The 14,557-nt window shown below is 36.2% G+C and carries 19 protein-coding genes and 2 pseudogenes; 1 reads left to right on the top strand and 20 read right to left on the bottom strand.

Going from position 1 to position 14,557, the window contains the following annotated elements; genetic code table 11:
- Positions 1–195: 195 nt before the first annotated feature.
- Together LRP84_RS18080 and LRP84_RS22675 are read right to left on the bottom strand one after the other, a co-directional pair.
- Positions 196–1,086, bottom strand: a complete 891-nt coding sequence (locus LRP84_RS18080) for an SDR family oxidoreductase (RefSeq protein ID WP_230576347.1) — start codon at positions 1,084–1,086, stop codon at positions 196–198.
- Between the two features lie 79 nt (positions 1,087–1,165).
- A pseudogene (locus LRP84_RS22675) lies at positions 1,166–1,345 on the bottom strand (hypothetical protein); the annotation flags it as partial.
- 104 nt (positions 1,346–1,449) lie between these two features.
- Between LRP84_RS22675 and LRP84_RS18075 the strand changes: the two are divergent.
- Positions 1,450–1,752, top strand: coding sequence for an iron-sulfur cluster biosynthesis family protein (locus LRP84_RS18075; protein WP_230576346.1), 303 nt, complete (start codon positions 1,450–1,452; stop codon positions 1,750–1,752).
- Positions 1,753–2,034: 282 nt separating this feature from the next.
- Here LRP84_RS18075 and LRP84_RS18070 read toward each other — a convergent pair whose 3' ends face one another.
- The 18 genes and pseudogenes from LRP84_RS18070 to LRP84_RS17985 all read right to left on the bottom strand — a co-directional run bounded on the left by LRP84_RS18070 (position 2,035) and on the right by LRP84_RS17985 (position 14,516).
- Positions 2,035–2,778: an NAD-dependent protein deacylase gene (locus LRP84_RS18070; protein ID WP_230576349.1), complete on the bottom strand. Its 744-nt coding sequence runs from the start codon at positions 2,776–2,778 to the stop codon at positions 2,035–2,037.
- A gap of 69 nt (positions 2,779–2,847) precedes the next feature.
- Complete coding sequence (gene pcp / locus LRP84_RS18065) at positions 2,848–3,495, bottom strand: pyroglutamyl-peptidase I (RefSeq protein ID WP_230576345.1); 648 nt, start codon at positions 3,493–3,495, stop codon at positions 2,848–2,850.
- 14 nt (positions 3,496–3,509) lie between these two features.
- The gene (locus LRP84_RS18060; RefSeq protein WP_230576344.1) at positions 3,510–4,472 is read right to left on the bottom strand and encodes a DUF979 domain-containing protein; all 963 of its coding nucleotides are present in this window, start codon (positions 4,470–4,472) and stop codon (positions 3,510–3,512) included.
- A 1-nt stretch (position 4,473) separates the two neighbouring features.
- Positions 4,474–5,169 carry a DUF969 domain-containing protein gene (locus LRP84_RS18055; protein WP_230576343.1) on the bottom strand — a complete coding sequence of 232 codons (696 nt, stop codon included), beginning with the start codon at positions 5,167–5,169 and terminating at the stop codon, positions 4,474–4,476.
- A gap of 27 nt (positions 5,170–5,196) precedes the next feature.
- Positions 5,197–5,952 carry a 5-oxoprolinase subunit PxpA gene (gene pxpA, locus LRP84_RS18050; protein ID WP_230576342.1) on the bottom strand — a complete coding sequence of 252 codons (756 nt, stop codon included), beginning with the start codon at positions 5,950–5,952 and terminating at the stop codon, positions 5,197–5,199.
- Complete coding sequence (locus LRP84_RS18045) at positions 5,949–6,947, bottom strand: 5-oxoprolinase subunit C family protein (RefSeq protein WP_230576341.1); 999 nt, start codon at positions 6,945–6,947, stop codon at positions 5,949–5,951. The genes pxpA and LRP84_RS18045 overlap by 4 nt, the downstream gene beginning before the upstream one ends.
- On the bottom strand, positions 6,944–7,651 hold the full coding sequence (gene pxpB, locus LRP84_RS18040; protein ID WP_230576340.1) for a 5-oxoprolinase subunit PxpB: 708 nt from the start codon (positions 7,649–7,651) through the stop codon (positions 6,944–6,946). The genes LRP84_RS18045 and pxpB overlap by 4 nt, the downstream gene beginning before the upstream one ends.
- Positions 7,651–8,418: an IclR family transcriptional regulator gene (locus LRP84_RS18035; protein ID WP_230576339.1), complete on the bottom strand. Its 768-nt coding sequence runs from the start codon at positions 8,416–8,418 to the stop codon at positions 7,651–7,653. Before LRP84_RS18035 ends, pxpB begins: the two co-directional genes overlap by 1 nt.
- A 178-nt stretch (positions 8,419–8,596) precedes the next feature.
- Positions 8,597–9,139 (bottom strand): signal peptidase I, encoded by a 543-nt coding sequence (lepB, locus tag LRP84_RS18030; protein WP_230576338.1) that lies wholly within the window; start codon positions 9,137–9,139, stop codon positions 8,597–8,599.
- A gap of 13 nt (positions 9,140–9,152) precedes the next feature.
- A complete protein-coding gene (locus tag LRP84_RS18025; RefSeq protein ID WP_230576337.1) occupies positions 9,153–9,833 on the bottom strand; it encodes a copper homeostasis protein CutC in 681 nt (226 codons plus the stop codon).
- Between the two features lie 60 nt (positions 9,834–9,893).
- Complete coding sequence (locus LRP84_RS18020; protein WP_230576336.1) at positions 9,894–11,048, bottom strand: acyl-CoA dehydrogenase family protein; 1,155 nt, start codon at positions 11,046–11,048, stop codon at positions 9,894–9,896.
- 231 nt (positions 11,049–11,279) lie between these two features.
- Positions 11,280–11,906: a YdcF family protein gene (locus LRP84_RS18015; protein WP_437438791.1), complete on the bottom strand. Its 627-nt coding sequence runs from the start codon at positions 11,904–11,906 to the stop codon at positions 11,280–11,282.
- Between the two features lie 484 nt (positions 11,907–12,390).
- Positions 12,391–12,555, bottom strand: coding sequence for a DUF2197 domain-containing protein (locus LRP84_RS18010; protein WP_230576334.1), 165 nt, complete (start codon positions 12,553–12,555; stop codon positions 12,391–12,393).
- Between the two features lie 224 nt (positions 12,556–12,779).
- Entirely contained in the window at positions 12,780–12,998 is a 219-nt protein-coding gene (locus LRP84_RS18005; protein WP_230576333.1) for a TetR/AcrR family transcriptional regulator, read from the bottom strand.
- 51 nt (positions 12,999–13,049) lie between these two features.
- A complete protein-coding gene (locus LRP84_RS18000; protein ID WP_230576332.1) occupies positions 13,050–13,301 on the bottom strand; it encodes a hypothetical protein in 252 nt (83 codons plus the stop codon).
- Positions 13,302–13,682: 381 nt separating this feature from the next.
- Positions 13,683–14,180: a GNAT family N-acetyltransferase gene (locus tag LRP84_RS17995; protein ID WP_230576331.1), complete on the bottom strand. Its 498-nt coding sequence runs from the start codon at positions 14,178–14,180 to the stop codon at positions 13,683–13,685.
- 10 nt (positions 14,181–14,190) lie between these two features.
- A pseudogene (locus tag LRP84_RS17990) lies at positions 14,191–14,403 on the bottom strand (GNAT family N-acetyltransferase); the annotation flags it as partial.
- A complete protein-coding gene (locus LRP84_RS17985; protein ID WP_230576330.1) occupies positions 14,340–14,516 on the bottom strand; it encodes a hypothetical protein in 177 nt (58 codons plus the stop codon). The pseudogene LRP84_RS17990 and the gene LRP84_RS17985, both read right to left, overlap by 64 nt.
- Positions 14,517–14,557: the final 41 nt, after the last annotated feature.

Genomic DNA, 14,557 nt, shown 5'->3' with positions numbered 1-14,557 from the left:
ATAACAACCTATCAAAATTTATTATCAAGACCTAAATTATAAAAATCCTTAAAAATAAAGGAGAACACATATTATTCATGTATAATATGTGTTCTCCTTTTATCTGGCATTAAACAAAAACACCCGTTATTTTAAGTACATTTCTTCACAATCTGCTGGCAGGTTTAATATCGTTTGAATCGAAGGGATTTACTCTTATCCATTTATAATCACTCCACCGTTTACATGAAGAATTTGTCCTGTCATATATGAGGAGTCGTCCGACGCCAAATAAACATAGGCAGGGGCCAGTTCAAAAGGTTGTGCAGTACGTTTCATTGGCGTAATGCTTCCAAATGTTGCATAAATTTCCGGCGGAGTGCTTGAAGGGATAAGAGGAGTCCATACAGGCCCTGGAGCAACGCCATTGACCCGGATTCCTTGATTAATGACTGATAATGCTAACGAGCGGGTAAATGCAACGACAGCCCCCTTGGAAGCGGCATAATCAATTGCGGGCTCAAGTCCATTGTATGCGGCGAGTGAAGCCGTATTGATAATAGAGCTTCCATTTTTTAAATAGGGCATGGCTGCTTGTGTTAAATAAAAATATGAAAAAATGTTTGTTTTAAAAGTACGTTTGAGCTGCTCTGCTGAAATGTCGCTGATACTTGCTTGTGCATGTCCTTCTCCCGCATTATTGACCAGGATTTCAAGATGGCCAAATGCTTCTATTGTCTTTTTAACGACATAATGACAAAACCCGTCATCCCCAATATCACCTGCGATTGTCAGGCATTGTCTGCCCAATTGGTTCACTCTGTCTTTTGTTTCGGATGCATCCCCATGCTCATTTAAATAAACAATTACAATATCCGCCCCTTCTTTTGCGAAAGCAATGGAGACAGCCCGGCCGATCCCGCTGTCTCCCCCAGTAATGATGGCGACTTTGTTCAATAGTTTGTTGCTTCCAGAATAATTAGGATTTTCGGAGATAGGTCTTGGAATCATCAAAGATTCAATACCCGGCTGCTGAGGTTGGTATTGCGGGGGAAATTCGATTGGAACTGTATCGCACTTTTCTACAAACCCAAAATGCTCAGACATAATAAGCCAGCCCCCCTTCGGTTATATGTGATTTAGCATATTCTTAAAAAGATTATAGGTGCATGCCCTGTGTCTTGGCTTTCAATTTTTTCGACCCATTCCCTGTATCCTGCAAATACAGGAAATACCGTTTTAACGAATAACAGTATTTCTTCTGTGTGCTGCTACTTTTCCCTGTGACATCCAGATACTTAAGGTACTTTATCACAGGGATTACAGGAATGCCTTCATAATAGACATAATATCCTCTTATTATCATAGTATGTTTAACGAAAGTTGATAGGTTTTCTTATGTGTCCGAGTAGCCGGTTTATTATATTTTTGCCATAATAGAATGAGTATTTAAGAAAAGGAAGGGATTGCATGAACATTTGTGTTACAAATACAGCAAGAGAAAAACTGCAACAATTACAAAACGAAGGTAAAACAATTATTAGAGTAAGAGGAAGTATAGGCAACACTTGTACTGTCTATGTGAATATCGATTTAATTGTCGATGAATATCATGCAAATGATGTCGTATTTGAAGACGAACAACTTGTTATTCAAATCAATGACTTCACAAAAGATTATATCGGAAATACAATGACGCTAGATTACAGCACAGGCTTTAAAATTACAACACCAAGTGAAACGATTGTTTATGGTTTATCGCTAAAAAAATAATATAAAGTGAAACTTCCATCGATGGGTTTTTTTCATCCCCTACTGATGGTTAGTTGAACCAATCGAGCTTTTATGGGATAAAAAACTTGATTTTCATAATAAGCAACTCTCTTATTGTGAATTGATTCCTAAATAAAAGAACAAATAACGCATGGATAAAGGAAACAACCATGCGTTATTTGTTACTGCTTCTTATTCTCTTAGGTTAATACATTCGCTAGTTGGGCACTATATATCCTTTTAAAACTAATTTGGCATACACTTTTTTAGCCTTAGTTTCATTTACTCTTCCTTGTCTACTCCACCTGCTAAAAATCCATTCACAAATTCGCCTATTGTTACATGAAACGTATAATCAAAATACGACTCTTGTCCTGTTCGCTCGTCATTAATAAGGATCGTCGTTGCCCCTATCTCTCGTTTCGCTATTTGTGGGAATGACGCTACAGGCTGTACTTTTAATGATGTTCCCATCACAAGCAATACATCTGTTTCATACAAGCGTTCAACAGCTGTTTGAAATTGAGGCAATGTGTCTCCATATAACACAACATCAGGATTTAAAATGAAATTACACTTCTCACAACGCGGCACTTCATGTTCAATCATATATTGCAAGTTATACTTTATACCGCACTTCGGACAATGAGCAGATTGCAGTGTACCATGTAAATCAATGACACGTTTACTCCCGCTCAATTGATGAAGTCCATCAATATTTTGTGTTAAAACAACAACATCTTTTCCACTTTCTTCTAACTGTGCAACAAACGTATGTCCTTTATTCGGTTTATATTGATGAAATGTTTCGATTTGAAAGATTGCTTTATAATGTTCCCAAAAATCTTTCGGGTTGCGATTATAATATCCTCTTGATAAATACATTTCTACTTTTGCATCCGCATACAAACCGTTTGCTGATCGAAAGTCTGGAATCCCACTCTCTGTACTTGCACCTGCTCCAGTTAACACCGTAATCTTCTTAGCATTGTCAATGATAGAACGCACTTCTCCATAATGCTGCACAACATTCACCTCTATGTATATTTCTTCTTTCATTATAACAGGCATATGCAGCAACTTGGAAATTTTCTCTTAATGCGTTGTACCTTCTGCTACTACTATATCTATTTCTACTTCCAAAGCTGTTTGTATTAAAAGCTCTATTCCTTTTGTAATGTTAGAAAGCGACATGCTCGGTTGTCCAGGATACGCACTCGCCTGTTCTGGTAAAAACGGAATATGTACAAAACCACCAGAAATACGATTTTCCCTTTTTGCTAGTATGTGCATAAGTCCGTAAAAAAGATGATTACAGACAAACGTCCCTGCTGTTTGGGAAACAGATGCTGGAATTCCCCCTTCACGAAGTTGCTTCACAATTGCTTTTATGGGAAGTGTTGACCAATACGCCACTGGACCATCCTCAATCACTGGTATATCAATCGGCTGATTTCCTTTATTATCAGGAATTCTTGCATCATCTACATTAATTGCAACGCGCTCCACTGTAATATCGGAACGTCCTCCTGCTTGTCCAATACACACCACACGAGCTGGATCTACTTCATCAATATAAAATTCTAACATTTGTAAGGATGTGTGAAAAACAGTAGGAATTTGTTTACTAACGATTGTATATTCACCTATTCTCTTTTGATCAAGTTGTTTAGCAACTTCCCAAGCAGGATTGATTTTTTCTCCTCCAAATGGTTCAAATCCTGTTAATAAAATTTTTTTCATCAATCCTCCCTCCTTTAAAATCGATATACAAGTACGTACATAACAAGCATGTTAATTATAAAAATAGCGACGGCAACTGGCGCTTGCGCTTTAATAACAGCATTTTTATCTTTAAGCTCTAACAACATTGCCGGAACAATGTTAAAGTTAGCAGCCATCGGCGTTAACAATGTGCCGCAATAACCAGCAAACATACCAAGCGCTGCCATAATTGCTGGGTTTCCTCCGTGCATTTGAACAATAAGAGGCAATCCAATCCCACCTGTAATAACAGCAAAAGCAGCGAACGCATTTCCCATTACCATTGTAAATAACATCATTCCTAAGCAATATGCCATGACAGCCACGAATGGATATTCAGTCGGCAATACTTGTCCAACTAAATCCGCCACTACCTGTCCAACTCCAGACTTAGCAAATATACCGCCAAGAGCAGCAAGCATTTGTGGTAAAATAACGGCCCATCCGACCGCTTGTAGTAAACGACTTCCTTCTTGAACTGGCTCTGTCACTTTTGCTTTTGTAATGGCCATCGCAAAAGCAAAGGCAACTAATGCACCTAATGCTAGTGCAATTAGTGTTACTTTTTCAGGATCCACAACAAATATATTTCCAAACTTCAGCTTCCCAAGAGTGAGCGTTCCGATAATAGTAAACAAAGGAATTAAAATAGCTGGCATGAAAATTTTATTTCCTAATTTTGCTGCATGTTTTACACGCTCTTCTACTGGTGCTTCTTGTTCATTTGATTTTGTTACTTTGTTTAATGATGCTAAAATAACCATAATTAAAACGAGACAACCGACATAAAACGAGGGCATGATACTTCCAAATAAAAATGTAATAGCAAACAACGCCCAAAACAAACTAGAGCCAAAACGGTTCGGATGTTGACGATCAAAAGCAACACGAATTGCAATAAAAGCAACAATAATACCAAGTAGATAATAAATTGTATCAAGTGTAATTAATTTCACGCTACATCGCCTCCTTATTTTGATTCGCTTCTTGTTTCATGACGTCGTCTATATGTCTATCAATTTGACGAAAACGAATCCAACTTACAATAAATGCGGAAATTGCTGTTGGAATCCCCCAAAGTGCCATATCCCACACATCAACATGCATGCCGACAGAATCAAAAAATCCTTTCATTAATAAAATAGCTCCTGTTGCAATAAAAATATCTTCTCCAAAAAACCATGCTGTATTTTCTGCAGCTGCTGCAGATGCTTTAATTTTTTCTTTTAACTTCTCTGGAAGTTTTCCATAACGAGCCTGCGCTGCTCCTTCTGCCATTGGTGCAACAAGTGGTCTTACTGTTTGTGCATGTCCTCCAATGTTAAGCCCAATCGCTGCAGTTGCTTCGCGAATGGTAAAATACGATAGAAGAACGCGTCCCGTCGTTGCTCCTTTTGATTTTGTAATCAGTGCTTCCGCTCGTTCTTTCAATCCGTAACGTTCTAAAATCCCAATAACTGGAAGTGTTAATAAAATTGGCATAGACATATATCGATTTTCTACAAAGAATTTTCCAAATAGACTTATCACTTCATGAAATGACATACCGGATACCATCCCTGTTACAATTCCAGCTACCATAACAACTAACAATGTATTAAGTCGAAATAAAAAACCAACTGCTACAAGTAAAATTCCAATCAATTTCACCATATATAAACCCCCTATCTTTTTTACGTGTTACGGTGCACAAATGTTAATTTGTGCTTGCTGCAGTGCATTGTAAATGCTTTTCGCATAATCAACAGCATGCACGCCATCCCCATGAATACAAATTGTATGTGCTGCAATTGAAACGATAGTCCCATCAACAGCCTGAACATTACCTTTTTGTACCATTTGCAATACTTGTCTTATTGCATCTTCTTTATTTGTAATCAATGCATTCGATTCTGCACGATTTGTTAAGGTCCCATTACTTTGATATGTTCGATCTGCAAATACCTCTTGTACAACACGAAGGTTATATTTTTCTCCTGCACGCAAAAATGCACTACTTGCTAATCCGAATAAAAGCAGATCTGGATTTACTTTATAAATAGCTTTTGCAATAGCATCTGCGATTTCTGAATTTACTGCTGCTAGATTATAGAGCGCACCGTGCGGTTTAACATGATTCATTTTTCCACCCAATGCACGAATAAACCCATCTAATGCCCCGATTTGATAAATCATATAATCGTACACTTCATCTGGTGAAACACGCATCATTCTTCTTCCAAAACCAATAAGGTCTGGTAAGCCTGGATGTGCACCTATTGAAACATTATGTTCTAGCGCTTTTGCAACAGTACTATGCATAACTGAAGGATCACCAGCATGAAATCCACAAGCAATGTTTACCGATGAAACATAAGGTAGAATCGCATCATCATTTCCTATGTTATATACTCCAAAACTTTCTCCTAAATCACAATTTAAATCCACTACATTCATGCTTTTTCTCCTTTAAGCTTAATGAACATTTTTAAAAGATACATTGTTTGTTCTTGTTTTATATATAGCTGCTGTGCTTCTATTACTGAAATTTTCGAAAACGAAAGATAATCTCCTGGCTTTAATTGTGCAAGCAGCGGTATATCAATTGAAATTACATTGGCAATTCGCGGATATCCACCTGTCGTTTGACGATCTGCCATTAATATAATAGGTTGTCCTTCAGGTGGTACTTGGATTGTCCCATGCGTCACAGTATCTGATAGCAACTCTAATTTCCCCTCTACCGTTACCTGCTCCCCATCTATACGGTACCCCATTCGATCTGCATAATTGGAAACTTTAAATTGCTTTGTAAAAAAAGTATGACGACTCTCTTCCGTAAACTTTTCAAACTCTAATCCTTCCACGACACGAATCTTCGGACAATGATGATAGTTTGGTAAACAACTAGAATTTACTCCCCACATCGTTGTATCTCGTTTTTCATTTACAAGCTGCTGAATAACACGTTTTGCCCAAAGAGAAGGTGAACCTATTTGGAATTGATCACCCTTTTGTAAAGCACGACCTTCCAATCCACCTAAATTAGCTCGCATATACGTACTTTTGCTCTTCATTACATCTGGAACATGAATTCCACCAGCAAATGCTACATATGCTCTACATCCTGACTGAATCTTCTTAAAACAAAGCATACTTCCCTCTTTTGCTAATACCGGGCGCCACAATGGAACTCGTTTTCCATTTAAAAGTGGTTCCATATTCGCACCGCCAATTGCAATTAATGTCGTCTGCTTTATTAACAGTTTCGGCCCAATAATCGTAATTTCTAATCCAGCTTCTCCTTCTGCATTTCCAACTAACATATTTGCAATTCTAAGTGCAAATATGTCCATCGCTCCGCCAACTGGTACACCGTATTGTTGATATGTATGTCTTCCTAAATCTTGTACAGTTGTCAACATTCCTTGTTGTAGCACCTCTATGCTCATACATTCTCATCCTCCCATTGTTGAAATTCTGTTTCTGTTATGGGGATGAAACGTAAATACATACCACTTTGTAGATAAGTAGGCGGTACTTTTTGAGGACGAAATAAGGAAAGCGGTGTGCGTCCGATAATATTCCATCCGCCTGGTGTTTCAAGTGGATATATACCTGTTTGACTTCCACCGATTCCAACAGATCCAGCTGGAATCTTTAATCGCGGTGTATGCTTTCGTGGAGTTGCAATCCGTTGCGGCATACCTCCTAAATAAGGAAATCCTGGTGTGAAACCGAGCATATAAACAAAATAAGTGGATTCACTATGAATACGAATTACATCTTCTATTGTTAGCCCATGATACTTTGCTACTTCTTCCAAATCAGGACCATATTCCCCTCCGTAACAAACCGGAATGGATATATATTCATATTCTTTTATTTTCTTATCATTCTCACCTTGTAAAAGTGACTGCACATGATAACAAACATAGTCATACGGCGAATCATTTATCTTTTTCTCCCTATACAATGTGTAGGCATCATAATAAATTGTCACAGATGTATAAGAAGGAACACATTCTATCATCCCAACAAACGGTACGTTTTGTAACGCTTCAAATAAAGATTGTACTTGCTTATAAGTTTCCATATTGATTTTCTGTCCAAATGTAACGACAATCGCTTGATCACCTAATGCTGAAAACTCCATTATTCCCCTACTTTCTTTTCTCTCCACCCTAATTCTATTGATACTTGTTTCGTTGTTCGAATAAGATTTTCAATCCATTTTATAATTACTGTTTCATCATACTCAGCTTCTAGACCCGAAATACTCATACCACCAACTATCATATCATCACTTCCAAAAATCGGAGCAGCTATAGCCGCTGTATGATTTTCAAGTTCTGAATAACTAATGGTATAACCGTTATCCTTTGCAGTTTGCAGCATATCACGTAGTTCATTTTCATCTGTAACCGTGCCCTTTGCAAGTGCAACAAATGTTGTATTTTTTATATAATTTTCTTGTTCTTCTTTTGAAAAATATGTAAGTAAAATACGTGGACACGCTCCAGCATACAGCGGAGCTCGCCGTCCAATTGCTGTATATACACGTACAGGTTGATCCCCGTCAATTTTTTCAATATAAATGGCTTCATCACCATCTTGAATAATTAAATTAACTGCTTGTCCAATTTCTTTTTGTAATTTTTCCATATAAGGCTTCGCAATTTTCCGTAAAGATAACCGCTCTGAAACAAGCTGACCAAATCGTAAAAAAACAAATCCTAACTTGTATGCACCATCTATTGTTTTTTGCAACAAACCCATTTCTTCAAGAGATCCAATAAGACGATGTACTGATGTTTTAGGCATACCAGTCAATCTCACCATCTCAGCTAATGTTAACGTGTCATGCTCATAAAATAATTCTAAAATGTTCATTGTTTTCACTGCTGTTTTGTTATAACTCATGAAGTCCCCCTCCGTTCCGTATTTCAGAACGCTTATTCCGATTTTCGAAATGAAATATCTGTTTTAAATTATAAAATATTCTCTTAATTCAAACAATACATTTTTTATCTTTATTATTAATAAAAATAAAAAAAGCAATCAAACTCTAAATGAGTTTAGTTGCTTTTTTTATAAACTACTATAATGCTCTAGCATGCTGCAGTGGCCAAAATACCACTGAACCTTTCCCAACAATTTGTTTTTCAGAAACAAAACCAAATGCTCGGCTATCCTTAGATACTTGACGGTTATCTCCCAGTACAAATACATAACCTTCAGGAACTGTTTTCTTTCCAGTTATCTCTTCTAACGTAAAGTCAGGAGTTAGCTCCCCTCCAGATAGTTGCTTTTTATATTCATCTAAATATGGTTCAGCAACTGGCTTACCATTTACATATAAAACATCATGTTTATACTCAATTGTATCTCCAGGTAAACCAATTACTCGTTTTACTAAATCATGACCTTCATTCCCGTGAAAGACAATGATATTAAAACGATCTAATCCTTGTAGACTATATCCAATTTTATTCACAACCATTCTCTCATTATTTTCTAGCGTTGGCATCATGGATTCTCCCTGCACAAGCGACGGTGTAAACAAAAATGCACGACAAACAAATGCAATAACCAAAGCTAGAGCTATACTTTTAACCCATGACACGATCTCATTCTTTTTCATCTAGATATCTCCTTTAACAACTAGTCAGTTTTACAATTTCTTGTACATTTTGAACGACAACTTCACCAAAACACGATTTTCCTTCTCTCACTGCTGTACCAACATGAGCTTGTGTAATTCCAGTATCGTGTAACAATTGCTGCACATTCTCTTTCGTCACACCACTGCCAACAACGATTTGTATTTGTCCCTCACTTGCTTGATTCATACCACGTAAAACAGAAATGTTATCTTCTATTTTCCCTTGTCCACCAGATGTTAAAATATGTGTAATCTTATTAAATTTCCGCAATATTTTTACGCTTCCTACTAAATCCGTCATTTCATCAATTGCTCGGTGAAACGTCACATTCATTTCATCTACTACTTCTAATAACTGTCCTAATTTTTCTTCATCAATTTTATTATCTCCATTCAAAACACCTAAAACAACACCAGTTGCGCCAAGTTGTTTTGCGATACGAATATCCTCTTTCATTAACTCAATTTCCTCTTTAGAATATACGAAAGATTTTGCATGTGGACGAATCATTACATGTACAGGAATGGTAACGGCTTCTATTACATTTTTTATTAATGCATAGCTTGGTGTAAGCCCGCCTTCTGTAAATGCTGTAATTAACTCTATCCGTTCTCCACCACCACGTTCAATCCGTTTTGCATCTTCTAAACATGTTGCAATGACTTCTAACATATGTATTCTCCTTTTCATACATCACTTGCCCTTATTATATACGAAAAGGAAAAACAGTGCCTATTTTTCAGTTTCAAAATCTTGCAAGGCATACTGCGCTAATAGTGAAATTGTCGCATCATCCATCGGAGGATTATGAAGTCCAGCACGTACGTGTAAGTAATAGCGATGTAACGGATTTTTCTCAGATAAACTTCTGGCTCCGACAATACGCATCGCTTTATCTACAATAGAAATTGCCGTATTTGTCGCAGTATACTTCACCGCGGCCATCTCTGCTTGCAAACTTTCTTTACTTCCTTCTTCATACTGCTTTGCAACACTATATAAGAAAGAACGGGCTTGCATCATTTCTAATTCCATTTCTCCTATTAATCTTTGAACATTTGGCACCGTTGCTATAGGTGCTTGTAAACTATTCGGTTGATACGTTGCTGCAAATTGCAAGGCATACCGACGTGCAGCTTGTGCAATGCCAAGATAACAAGCTGGAATATGCAGCAGCCATCCTCTTCTCTTTGTCATCCTACGCGGAGAAATAATCTCTACAAAGTATTTATGCGGAACCACTACTTGTTCTAAAATTAGATCATGACTTGCTGTCCCGCGCATAGCTACACTATCCCACGTTTCTTCAATTGAAACACCCTCTGTATTACGCGGGACAAGAAATTCCCCTACTTCCTCTGTCCCTTCTATAAATGCTGAAACGAGAAAGTAATCTAATACCGGTGCCATTGTTGTGAATGTTTTCCTACCAGAAATCATCCAGGTATCTCCCTTTTGAATAGCTGTTGTCTCCGGCTTTCCTCCTCGTGTTGGACTGCCCGTATTTCGTTCCGTTGCTGCTCGGTTTACAAGGGCCCCGTCTTTCACTTTCTCACAAAGCCAAGAAAACAGCTTCTTATCCCATGAGCGATTTTCTGAAAGTTCTTGTATAATTCCAAGATGCCAGCCCATACATAATGCTGTTGCCCCATCACCTTGTGCAATATATTCTTGAAATAGTAAAAAATCATACAGAGATATCCCTGCCCCGCCTTCGTCATGCGGAACAGTCCATGCTGTATATCCAATCCCTTTTAAATCTTCTATATTTTCAAAAGGAAATGAATATAATTCATCTAACTGCTGTTCTCTATTTGAGAATAGAGTGATATATGGTTGTAATTTACTTAATCGCTCTCGTTGCTCTCTCGTTCTTACAAACTCCATTTCATCAGCCCCCTCTATTTCATGCTAAAATTATATGCACACTGTTCTCTTTAGCTACTTTAGTTATCCCACACTAATGAACTGTAAAAACCCCTCTGATGGATGTTTCACTATATACATTCTTTCCCTTAAACATATTAATCTGCATTTCAATTATTACACTATTCCGATGAAAAAACAATGCTTTAAACACAAAAAAGATTTCCTAAAAACATTAGGAAATCTTCCTTTTTAATCACCTTTTAAAAAGCGAACAGGCAAGGATGCAACATAACCAATATAAGAGCATAGCTCTTTGAAAAAGAAAGGTAACTCTGTGTCTAGACTACGATAAGCAGACGTTGGCGTTGGTGAAGAATATGCATCCATACCAAGATGTTTTGCAATTTGCATCGCTCGTTTCATATGAAGTGGATCGCTTACAATTGTGTAAGTCTGTAAGCCATGTTCGTTTCCAATTTGCAGAGCATTTTTTAAATTCTCTTCTGTATAACGTGATTCCGTTTCAATTAAAATATCTTCCTCTTTTACATTATGCTTTAATGCATATATTTTCGCAGTACGCGCTTCTTCTAATTCCGTTTCAAATTTCGTACCACCTGTAAAAATAATTTTTTTAACGTTCCCATTCTGATAAAGAGAAATGGCATGATTAATTCTCTCACGAAATACTGGAGACGGTTTTCCATTCCACGACGCGGCTCCTAATACAATTGCAGCATCCGTATCAACTTGATCTGTCTTAGAACGATAATGCCAAATATCATACGCCGCATAGCTGACAAAGACAATAATTGAACCAAGTATAAATAAGAGTGCCTGTACCACCCTTATTTTTATACTTCTTTTTTTCTTCATAACATTACAGCCCCCGTATTTCATACATACTTTATATAAAAATTCATATAATCGAATGTTTGTTCAATTTATTATTTGAATTGATTTGAAAGAAGGTGTTTTTCCTCATAGCAGTTTTATAAAAGGCTTTTCAATAAAAAAGTGGTTTTTATATTTCACACTTACATTCGTGGTCTACTTATAATAATAACAACTTATATTTCTCTCAAATTCTCATACTTCTATATTGTAGCGAATTTTTTTACAGAATGGAACGCTGAAACAAAAGTATATAAAATACGTAATAGTTTTGTAAGAAAAAATGGCTTCTAATGCAGTTATCAAGACCTAAATTTAAAAAATCCAAATAAATAAAGGACAATACATATTGTATATGACTACTATGTATTGTCCTTTATTCAATTAAAGCACCCGTTAGCGTAACAAAAATGGGAAACAATTGGACATTATATATACTAGCAAAATTGAGTAGTAGATATTACCACTATCTAAAAAAATGTTTTATTGCTTCAAGTTGTATTTTATGATTACATTCGTCACAACAATATTTCCCTTTCGGATTTTTCTTGAATTGCTTATATTTTTCAGTTCCTTCATATACCCGAAATACATTTTTACAACAAAAACAAATAACCTCATAAAATATCATGTACTTCCCCTCCCTAGGGTGATGCCTGCTCAAAGATTGTGATAAGCTCTTTAGTGTAATCTTTAACGTTAAGATCGGGATTTATATTTTCAATGGGAAGAAAAATAGTTTCATCATGGTCTGCTGCAAACCGAAGTTTGCCTTCATCTGTTCTTTCATTCGAAACAATTTCTATAACAACGAATACATGCTTTCGATTTTCATCTATAAATTTCAGATTGGATTCAATATACGTTTGAAGCATTCTTTCTTGGGGACGTTTGAGCTTCAATTTGAGGACAAATAAAGGACTGGCAAGCTATATAGTAATTAGTTACAACTTGCTCGAGAAGTTCCTCTTTGTTTGTAAAGTGATAAGAAATAATCCCCTTACTTATTTTTGCGCGTTTAGCGATTTGTCCTAAAGAGGCTTGTGCATAACCCACTTCAGCAAATTGTCTCAATCGCACATTCCACAATTTGAGCTCTACGGGCTTTTTCAATTTATCGGAGGATTATTTCTCTTTATGCCCTATTGAATTCTTAATTTCTTCAAGAAGTTTAATAATTTGTTTCTCGTGGTTTGTTCTATTTTTTAAATATTGTAGTAAGTTAAGTGTTAGCAATATTCCAAAGAAATACAAGAATAATTTAGTTAACATTCTGATAATCACTAGGAATAGAGAAGTATTTGGAAGAAACCAATTAAATGGTGCAACCACTAAGAAACTTATAATTAAAGCTATCCATATGTAATTCTTATTCATATTTTGTCACCCTCCTTTTAAATTAAAGTTCTTCCCAGGTGAATTTTACCATATTTATTTACTGTTTTTATTAAGAAAATAAAAATATATCCCAAAATTACGAATCAGTAACAATTTGCGACATTACCTTATCCTTAGTCATCATCTCTCACCATACTAACTTCTCAATATTTTTATATCTGCAGCTGCTTCACGTGTCGATATACACATAACCTATCAATGAACACTTATTGTAACCTTCCACAATCGGGCGCGTTTGTGGAACAAGAAGTAAAGGGATGATACATATTAGTCATGTATAATATGTAACACCCCTTATTTTTATGACTTTTTATATTTTAGGTCTTGATAAATTGATTAGAAGGCATTTCTCTTGAACTACTATTTCAAAATCCAATATTTCATATGTTTTTCCTGTAATACACAACAAAAACCTGATTTCTCTAACACTCTTGCAGAAGCAGTGTTACTTGTTAAACATTCCGCTTTAATCGTCGTTACATTTTGCTGGTTTAATAACCATTGTACAAGGCCTTTTGTCATTTCTGTAGCATAGCCTTTTCCTTGGTAATCTGGGACAATACTATATCCAATTTCAACGATCCCATTCACATCCGGACTACCTTTACATCCCATATCGCCAATAATTGTCTGATCTTCTTTATGAATAATAAGACCACTCCATTGACTACTATCTGGATTTTTAAGTAATCGTTCTGCTTTCCACGGTAAAATTTCCGCATAATCAGGCATTGGCCATTGACTAGCAATTTGGTAAGGGATTATTTTTGAAAGCTCTTCAGTCCCTTTTATTGTAGCCTCTACTAATTCTAATGTGAAAGATATCATTTTTAAGCGTTCTGTTTCTATATATGGCATCTGTTTCCTCCTACTTACATTTTACACTCATTAATTTATTTTCTAATCGTTCTTTTACACTTGACCAATCTTCTGAGATAACACTATACACAACAGCATCCCTCACATATCCATTTGGAAGTTGGTGTTCATTTCACAGAATACCTTCTTTTACTGCACCTAATCTTTCAATAGCCCGCTGTGAGTTTTCATTGTGAGTATCTGTTTTAAATTGTACATGTAATTTGTTATTAAATATGTCCAAATATCTGGGTGTTTTTCAATAATAGAATACAATAAACGTGCATCTTTTACAGATAATAATTGTAATATTGCTCGGTTATATACTATCTTCACAGGACAATCCTCATTTCTTTTCGTCTCAACTATATAATAAT

This window comes from Bacillus rhizoplanae (assembly GCF_917563915.1).
GTDB lineage: Bacteria > Bacillota > Bacilli > Bacillales > Bacillaceae_G > Bacillus_A > Bacillus_A rhizoplanae.
This window is presented reverse-complemented; position numbering and strand designations above follow the sequence as displayed.

Coding starts and splice junctions, on each gene's coding strand:
- pcp (WP_230576345.1), bottom strand. CDS start 3,495: ATGAAAAAAATTTTATTAACAGGATTTGAACCATTTGGAGGAGAAAAA.
- LRP84_RS18010 (WP_230576334.1), bottom strand. CDS start 12,555: ATGATATTTTATGAGGTTATTTGTTTTTGTTGTAAAAATGTATTTCGG.
- pxpA (WP_230576342.1), bottom strand. CDS start 5,952: ATGAATGTAGTGGATTTAAATTGTGATTTAGGAGAAAGTTTTGGAGTA.
- LRP84_RS18045 (WP_230576341.1), bottom strand. CDS start 6,947: ATGAGCATAGAGGTGCTACAACAAGGAATGTTGACAACTGTACAAGAT.
- LRP84_RS18025 (WP_230576337.1), bottom strand. CDS start 9,833: ATGTTAGAAGTCATTGCAACATGTTTAGAAGATGCAAAACGGATTGAA.
- LRP84_RS18055 (WP_230576343.1), bottom strand. CDS start 5,169: ATGGTGAAATTGATTGGAATTTTACTTGTAGCAGTTGGTTTTTTATTT.
- pxpB (WP_230576340.1), bottom strand. CDS start 7,651: ATGGAGTTTTCAGCATTAGGTGATCAAGCGATTGTCGTTACATTTGGA.
- LRP84_RS18015 (WP_437438791.1), bottom strand. CDS start 11,906: ATGAAGAAAAAAAGAAGTATAAAAATAAGGGTGGTACAGGCACTCTTA.
- lepB (WP_230576338.1), bottom strand. CDS start 9,139: ATGAAAAAGAATGAGATCGTGTCATGGGTTAAAAGTATAGCTCTAGCT.
- LRP84_RS18020 (WP_230576336.1), bottom strand. CDS start 11,048: ATGGAGTTTGTAAGAACGAGAGAGCAACGAGAGCGATTAAGTAAATTA.
- LRP84_RS18000 (WP_230576332.1), bottom strand. CDS start 13,301: ATGAATAAGAATTACATATGGATAGCTTTAATTATAAGTTTCTTAGTG.
- LRP84_RS18075 (WP_230576346.1), top strand. CDS start 1,450: ATGAACATTTGTGTTACAAATACAGCAAGAGAAAAACTGCAACAATTA.
- LRP84_RS18035 (WP_230576339.1), bottom strand. CDS start 8,418: ATGAGTTATAACAAAACAGCAGTGAAAACAATGAACATTTTAGAATTA.
- LRP84_RS17995 (WP_230576331.1), bottom strand. CDS start 14,180: ATGCCATATATAGAAACAGAACGCTTAAAAATGATATCTTTCACATTA.
- LRP84_RS18080 (WP_230576347.1), bottom strand. CDS start 1,086: ATGTCTGAGCATTTTGGGTTTGTAGAAAAGTGCGATACAGTTCCAATC.